The sequence below is a fragment of the Litorisediminivivens sp. KMU-197 genome, assembly GCF_056858395.1.
Genome location: NZ_JBXEQG010000025.1, coordinates 1 through 5,787, shown reverse-complemented (window position 1 = coordinate 5,787; position 5,787 = coordinate 1). Strand labels below are relative to the sequence as shown.

Below are 5,787 nucleotides of genomic sequence, written 5' to 3'. Positions count from 1 at the left end.
GTCATCACCACGCCCGCGACATGGTACAAACACCTGCGCAGGGGACCGGTTGCCCGAACGCGCTTGGCCCGCAGAACCGCGAACGCACCGAACAAAGCGGCATCAAGCTTCCGTAGCCCTCCGCAGCGGCCAGCGCTTCAGCGCGGTGACATAGGCGAACACGGGAACGACCAGCCACTGCAGCACCGGCGTCAGGCCGGCGTCGATGATCGGGATCACGGGCATGATGTCGCGGTAGGCCCATGCCTCCCGCACGGTGATGTTCAGCCACTCGCTGAAGATCGTATACGCAACGCCGAAAACCACGGTTGCCAGCAGAACCGGAGCCGAGCTCTGGCCCGGCCAGCCGCCCGAGCCGAACAGGAAAAGTGCCAGCAGCAATGCGCTCATCGCGATCAACAGGTCGCCACCGGTGCAATGCAGCACGGCAAAGGCGATCTCGCCCCAGCTGTCCTCGACCCAGATGGTGTAGAGCGGGACATGCGCGGCCTCCCAGATCAGGTGCGCCAAAACCGTCGCCACGGCAAACCGGCGCAAGGCAAGCAGCCAGTCGGGCCCGTCAATCGCGCCACGCGTCATCGCAGCCAACCAAGCAGCCGCTCGATCAGGACGGGTTCGGGATGCGGATGCGCATTGGTCAGCCCGTTGATGTGGAGAACGAGGTTCAGCGGTCGGAACTGGGCACTGTGGAAGATGCCGACCTGACGGCCACCCCGGTCGATCAGGTGGATCATGGGCAGGTCCCCGGTCCGCGCGCTGCCCTCCGCGAGGGCCGAGGCCAGCTCGGCGACGGCCCCTGCGTCCGCGCCCTGATCCTGCGTCCAGTTCTGGAAGCTGTCCGCATGAGCCGTCGCAGCGCGCCCCAGAGTGATGACTTCTACCATGTCGCGCATTGGGCTGGCGTTCATCGCGGAAATCGCCTCGGCAAGCCGCGCCTGCTGCGCCGCGCAGGGTGTGCCGCAGTCGTCGGATGCGAAGCTGACAGCCCGGATCTTGCCACCGGGGTCGGTCAGCGTCAGCGTCTCACCGGCGCTTCCCGTGATCTCGGCCAATGGTACGGGTCGCGGCGCGACCGGTTCAAAGGAAGCTTCCTTATCTGCCATGACGCGGTTCAGGCTCTCGCTGGGGTGATCGGCAGAGACCGGCATGCCTTCCATGCCGTTCATGGCGTCGCCCTGCATGCGCCCTTCGGCCATAGGCATCTTGCCGGTTTCGGCCTCCGGTGCCGCGTCCTGCGCCTGGGCAGCGGTTGCAACCAGCAAACCGGCAAGCGCGGCGGCGGCGATCTCGGTCTTGTATGTCATGTCGTTTCCTTTCGATTGAGGGTCAGTCGGTCGACGCGTCCGGCTTTGCCGCCAGATCGTTCTTGGCGCAGGACGCAGAGCCCCCGCGCATGCACAGCCCCAGCGCGCACATCGCGGCGCAGGGGGCGAGGCTCAGGATCAGTGGTGCGGCGCCGACGGCGGTAAGCCAGTCCCAGTTGAGCGCGGCACCGCCGCCGATGGCCACAAGGCCGGTCAGCATCAGTGTTTGCCGGCGCGTTGGCACGGGAAGGCGTCGCACAGGTCCGGGTGTGGGCAGATCGGTCATTGGGTGTTCCGTCCTTTCGTAATGGCGTCCAGAAACTGTGAAATCGCCGCCGGGCTGTTCCATTCGGCCGGTCCGACGCGTCGGGCGGTCTCATAACCCGCCGGGTCGATGAGCATGGTGGTCGGCATATTCGTCGATTTCAACGCGCTGCAAAGCCCGCGATGTCTCGATCCCCAAGCCAAGGCTATGTAGGTCCTTGTAGGTCTTGTCCCAGCCGTTCTTACGGATCTTGTGATCGAGGGGCGCATGCTCTTTGATCAAGCGCAGGATGTAGTCGTAGCCGACCTTCTTCATCTTTGCGGCAGGAACAGGAAGACGCTCACGACACTCATTTTCGGCGTCTAGCTTACTGTGAACGCTTTCAACCAAGGACTTGATCGTAACCCGCTCTTCGTCCCAAAGGGTGCCGAGGATAGCGACGATAAAGTTGTCGGTTGCATCATCGTACCGATGATATTTCCCGCAATTCCGGTACTTGTCGAAAAGGCCATCGTCACCATCCACGCGCCACTGCCAGTACCATTTCCACATGGTCTGCCCGCATTTGAAGCCCTGATGGAAATCAACAGACTTATCGATTTCCTTCCTGGATTTCTTTACTCTCGCGCCCCCTCGCTTGCCTTCACTAATTGCGAGCGCCGCAAGGTACTTGTCGTACCGGCTTTTCCCTTTTGCGACGATATCGATGATCCGGTCGCAGAAGTCGTCTCGGGTCTGATGGAGTTCACCAGCGTCGAGCATGTCCTGGATCGCCAGGACATGCTGTTTCTTGAACCGCTGACGCGCGATTTCCGTGGGCAGACGTTCGCTCCGACGGATGTGTTCGCGATAAAAACGGTTTAGCCAGCGGCCGTCTCAGAATCTTGAGGGTGCCGTAGTTATTCTCGGTGACGATGGCATCATAACTCATGATTCCGGCGGTGCTCTCGTGGCATACACCCGTCTCGGGATCGGCCCACTCCTCCCAGAAGACGAAATAGCCCTCTGTGCGCAGTTCGAGAACGCGCCCTTTGCGGATGCCAACCGCAAACTCGCAATCCTTTTCCAAAAGGATCTTATGCTTTTTCTTGAACGGAGCGGCCATTATGCGGCTTCCCCACGTTCGATCAGGGTCTTACCGCGGATCTTCTCAGGCTTGAAAATTCGCGCGTGGCCGAAGCGAATTGCGCGAGCCACGCTGAAAAAACCCCGCCCGGAAATCCCGATGTCCTCGAGGAACTGATTGATGGAAACCGGTCCGTCAAGCCGTGACAGGGCATCGACAACCACTTCATCCATCGCAGGTTCGGGCCGACGAGCGGCATGGTAGAGTTCGGCGTTGTGAAGCTCGATCGGACTGATGTTGCGCTCGGTTACGGTGGCGACAGAATCGCAGATATTGCCAATCGCCGCCTTCTTCACAGCGCTGATCGTCGTCTGATAGACATAGGTCTTGGCAATCCGCTCCGGTTTGACGGAAATGCAAATTCTCTGTCCACCCTTGGTGGTGAACCGAAAATCAAAGAAGTGCTCGCTGCGGGCACCTTTCGGGTGGTTGAATGGCAACGATGCCAGCTGCTCTTCGATATCCGCAAAGTCGTCCCGGTAAATCAGGCACATAGCTGCCTTGAATTCCGTGTAGCTAGCAAAACCAAGGCGCTGAGGCTCACCGCTGATGTCGTCATAGACCAGCTCCCCGACGAAGTGCCCTTTCGAGGCTTTCGGGATCTTGCGAACCGCCCGGCTCTTCGCCGGCGTCGGCCTCAGGTGTTTTCTCGTTTCCGCCATGAGTAATTCTTTCTTTTGGGCGTGGGGATCTCCCCGGTGGCATGTGCTGGGTCAGCGCCCTGTAACTCCTGGGCAGCTGGGTTTGAGGTGCTCCGACGCGGCGCAAATCCTTCCTTGCGCGTCGGCATGACTGCTCCATTCCCGTGCCGAAGCCGGGTCAGGAACTTGTTTGCGTGGTGGGAGACCTGCGGAGACCGCCTGCCGTTACCGGCAATGGCCGGTCTTCCCGTTCAGGTTCGTTCAGTTGTGTGGCACGCGCTGCGCACTTGTCGTTGTCATTCCTTCCTTGCTCTGCCTTCTCCGTTGATGTCCGCGCAGAGCGTGAAAATTCCAAATCCAAGAATCCGCGCTTTTAGATGAATTTTATTAGCCTGAGTCAACCGTATGATTTCGTTAGTTTATTTCTAGATAAGCCTCTCTTTTCGCAGATCACCATCAGATATTCCGGCCGGGTCATGGCCGCGCTTTCGAGTAGCTTTTCACTCCTTTCACGACAGACTTATGGGCCGCCTTCCAGCACAGGAAGGCGGGGAACTGTCTCTGCTGTGGAAAGGCTATCTCGTTAACTCAACAGGAAATTACGATCAATCTAAGCCAGGCACGGGTGCGGTCATTTGAGCCACAAGCCAGAAGAACCGATCTAGGTCAGAACACGCGACATCTGGGGGTATGGTGACACGGTGAACACAAACGCTTGCGCGGAATAGGCCCGAAGGTGCCGCTAGGTCACGCATCAGCAACTGTTTCAATCTGTACGCCGCCGCATAGGAAACTCCGTACCGGTCTGCGAGATCATGTCCGGTCAACAATGCGTCGGCAACGCCTCGTGCGTGTGCCGTAATGATGTCCTCTGCGGCAATGAACCAGAAGTTGAGCTCAAGACGCGAACGGTGTGCAATGCTCCCCGACGTTACCGAAAATTGCCTACTGCAATTTCGGCAGTGATAGAGTTTTCGCAACTCCAGAAAGCCTACATCCTGGCTTTGACATCGCCGGCAGCGGACACCACCAGGCCAACGGATCGCCGCAAGACGGGCCGCGCAGGCTTTTTCATCTGGAAACTCTGCTCGAACACCCCCTTTTGGAAGCGCGAGAAACGCCTCCATCCAATTCAATCGAGCTTCTTCTGTGGTCGTCAATCCACGCATTGTGGATTGGTAGAGATATGGGCAGAGATAAACATCGCAGACATCATACCGCCGGTCGCAGCGGCGTCACCATCGGAATGCCGTTGAAAGACGACGAATTGAGTTTGGCTGGCCGGGTCAGTGTAGAATTGCGACACACCCGTTATATCATCCAAATCATCGAACAGATCGCGATGGGTCCCCGCCCAGATCGTCATGCTGATCGGTGGCCAAGGGACTGGCATAACGCGTGTCGCGACAGCCCTTGGCGTGCAGGCCGCCGAACATCACCGCCGCAAGGTCCGCTTCTTCTCTGATCGAGCTCGTCAACGCGCTCAATCAGGGAAGACAAAAGGCAAAGCCGGTCATCTCACCGAAGGTCTCACCCGCCTCGATCTGCCTGCACCACGCGAACGTAGGCGGATTGGCTTATGCGTACGGCATAAGCATTTTGCTTCGCCACGTAATGTACAAAGTCGGGCTCAGTATTTGATCCAGAAACCCGTGCATGTATGAAGTCCGATATCTGTGGACGTAATCGTTTCCCAAGATCGCGCCAACCAGCTAGTGGCCTGCTTCTGAAGCGTAAGAGGGGTCTTCTGTTCGTTTTTCTTTCTATTTGCCTCAGGCACAGGTATCGCGGTCCCGATCCGCACTGCGATCAGGTGGTTTCCGTACTGGTCTACCGGTGTTGTCGATGGAGATTTGCGGATGACCTCGGGGGGAATCCGGTAGTAGGTGCCCCGAGATATCCGTCTGGTTCAGGTGGTCTTCACAGTCATTTTCGCTTTCTCTTCATTCGGCTTTGCGACATTCGAAATGGTAGTTAAGCGCCGATATTCGACTCGGATACGTCTAGCGCGAAAAAGGTTTGAATTTTTTCTCATTTACTATCAGTACCTTGCCAGAGAAGCGTCTCGGGAGGCCACTTTTTCTGAATCTGAGCAAGCACTGTGGCAGGCTCATCGAGCCCATGCTCCAGTGCAATTCGAGACAATTCTGTAGGTCGGCTGGCCATCACCAGGCGGGCTAATCTCAGCGGAATACCGAGTCCGTCGTGCCCGACCAAAGGGCAGTAGCTTTCCAGATCGAAGTCGGGGGAAAAGTGCGAGGTGTCGACCCGCTTAGGCACCTCTAGGCGGTACCAACGCGACAGAGTCCGGGCCCATTGCGCATCGTCTGTCACATGGATCAGCATCGATGTGCCAATGACGGTCGCTCCCAAACGGGGATGTCCGGAAACTCGACCGGTCAGGAACAGCTTCCTGCCCTGCAGGACTAGTAGGTAGTCATTCAAGCTCGG

General features: G+C 58.2%; 10 protein-coding genes. 1 reads left to right on the top strand and 9 read right to left on the bottom strand.

Annotation, left to right across the window (positions count from 1 at the left end):
* Positions 1 to 102: 102 nt before the first annotated feature.
* The 8 genes from AC04PT_RS20050 to AC04PT_RS20015 form a co-directional block, all read right to left on the bottom strand.
* A complete protein-coding gene (locus tag AC04PT_RS20050; RefSeq protein ID WP_482875560.1) occupies positions 103 to 579 on the bottom strand; it encodes a hypothetical protein in 477 nt (158 codons plus the stop codon).
* The gene (locus AC04PT_RS20045) at positions 576 to 1,304 is read right to left on the bottom strand and encodes a hypothetical protein (RefSeq protein WP_482875559.1); all 729 of its coding nucleotides are present in this window, start codon (positions 1,302 to 1,304) and stop codon (positions 576 to 578) included. The genes AC04PT_RS20050 and AC04PT_RS20045 overlap by 4 nt, the downstream gene beginning before the upstream one ends.
* Before the next feature lie 22 nt (positions 1,305 to 1,326).
* Positions 1,327 to 1,524: a hypothetical protein gene (locus AC04PT_RS20040; RefSeq protein ID WP_482875558.1), complete on the bottom strand. Its 198-nt coding sequence runs from the start codon at positions 1,522 to 1,524 to the stop codon at positions 1,327 to 1,329.
* Between the two features lie 156 nt (positions 1,525 to 1,680).
* Positions 1,681 to 2,331 carry a hypothetical protein gene (locus AC04PT_RS20035; RefSeq protein ID WP_482875557.1) on the bottom strand — a complete coding sequence of 217 codons (651 nt, stop codon included), beginning with the start codon at positions 2,329 to 2,331 and terminating at the stop codon, positions 1,681 to 1,683.
* Entirely contained in the window at positions 2,315 to 2,674 is a 360-nt protein-coding gene (locus tag AC04PT_RS20030; protein ID WP_482875556.1) for a hypothetical protein, read from the bottom strand. The genes AC04PT_RS20035 and AC04PT_RS20030 overlap by 17 nt, the downstream gene beginning before the upstream one ends.
* Complete coding sequence (locus tag AC04PT_RS20025) at positions 2,674 to 3,357, bottom strand: hypothetical protein (RefSeq protein WP_482875555.1); 684 nt, start codon at positions 3,355 to 3,357, stop codon at positions 2,674 to 2,676. The genes AC04PT_RS20030 and AC04PT_RS20025 overlap by 1 nt, the downstream gene beginning before the upstream one ends.
* 584 nt (positions 3,358 to 3,941) lie before the next feature.
* Positions 3,942 to 4,463 (bottom strand): transposase, encoded by a 522-nt coding sequence (locus AC04PT_RS20020; protein ID WP_482875561.1) that lies wholly within the window; start codon positions 4,461 to 4,463, stop codon positions 3,942 to 3,944.
* 29 nt (positions 4,464 to 4,492) lie between these two features.
* Complete coding sequence (locus AC04PT_RS20015) at positions 4,493 to 4,702, bottom strand: hypothetical protein (RefSeq protein WP_482875554.1); 210 nt, start codon at positions 4,700 to 4,702, stop codon at positions 4,493 to 4,495.
* Here AC04PT_RS20015 and AC04PT_RS20010 point away from each other — a divergent pair.
* Positions 4,701 to 5,000: a hypothetical protein gene (locus AC04PT_RS20010; protein ID WP_482875553.1), complete on the top strand. Its 300-nt coding sequence runs from the start codon at positions 4,701 to 4,703 to the stop codon at positions 4,998 to 5,000. The two genes, AC04PT_RS20015 and AC04PT_RS20010, sit on opposite strands and share 2 nt — an antisense overlap.
* Before the next feature lie 367 nt (positions 5,001 to 5,367).
* On the opposite strand, the gene AC04PT_RS20005 is transcribed toward AC04PT_RS20010, so the two are convergent.
* On the bottom strand, positions 5,368 to 5,787 hold a 420-nt coding region (locus AC04PT_RS20005; protein ID WP_482875552.1), incomplete at its 5' end, for a DUF6634 family protein.

Excerpts from the sequence above, each read along its gene's own strand:
- AC04PT_RS20050 (WP_482875560.1), bottom strand. The coding sequence starts at position 579 with ATGACGCGTGGCGCGATTGACGGGCCCGACTGGCTGCTTGCCTTGCGC.
- AC04PT_RS20045 (WP_482875559.1), bottom strand. The coding sequence starts at position 1,304 with ATGACATACAAGACCGAGATCGCCGCCGCCGCGCTTGCCGGTTTGCTG.
- AC04PT_RS20040 (WP_482875558.1), bottom strand. The coding sequence starts at position 1,524 with ATGCTGACCGGCCTTGTGGCCATCGGCGGCGGTGCCGCGCTCAACTGG.
- AC04PT_RS20035 (WP_482875557.1), bottom strand. The coding sequence starts at position 2,331 with ATGCTCGACGCTGGTGAACTCCATCAGACCCGAGACGACTTCTGCGAC.
- AC04PT_RS20030 (WP_482875556.1), bottom strand. The coding sequence starts at position 2,674 with ATGGCCGCTCCGTTCAAGAAAAAGCATAAGATCCTTTTGGAAAAGGAT.
- AC04PT_RS20025 (WP_482875555.1), bottom strand. The coding sequence starts at position 3,357 with ATGGCGGAAACGAGAAAACACCTGAGGCCGACGCCGGCGAAGAGCCGG.
- AC04PT_RS20020 (WP_482875561.1), bottom strand. The coding sequence starts at position 4,463 with ATGGAGGCGTTTCTCGCGCTTCCAAAAGGGGGTGTTCGAGCAGAGTTT.
- AC04PT_RS20010 (WP_482875553.1), top strand. The coding sequence starts at position 4,701 with ATGCTGATCGGTGGCCAAGGGACTGGCATAACGCGTGTCGCGACAGCC.
- AC04PT_RS20015 (WP_482875554.1), bottom strand. The coding sequence starts at position 4,702 with ATGACGATCTGGGCGGGGACCCATCGCGATCTGTTCGATGATTTGGAT.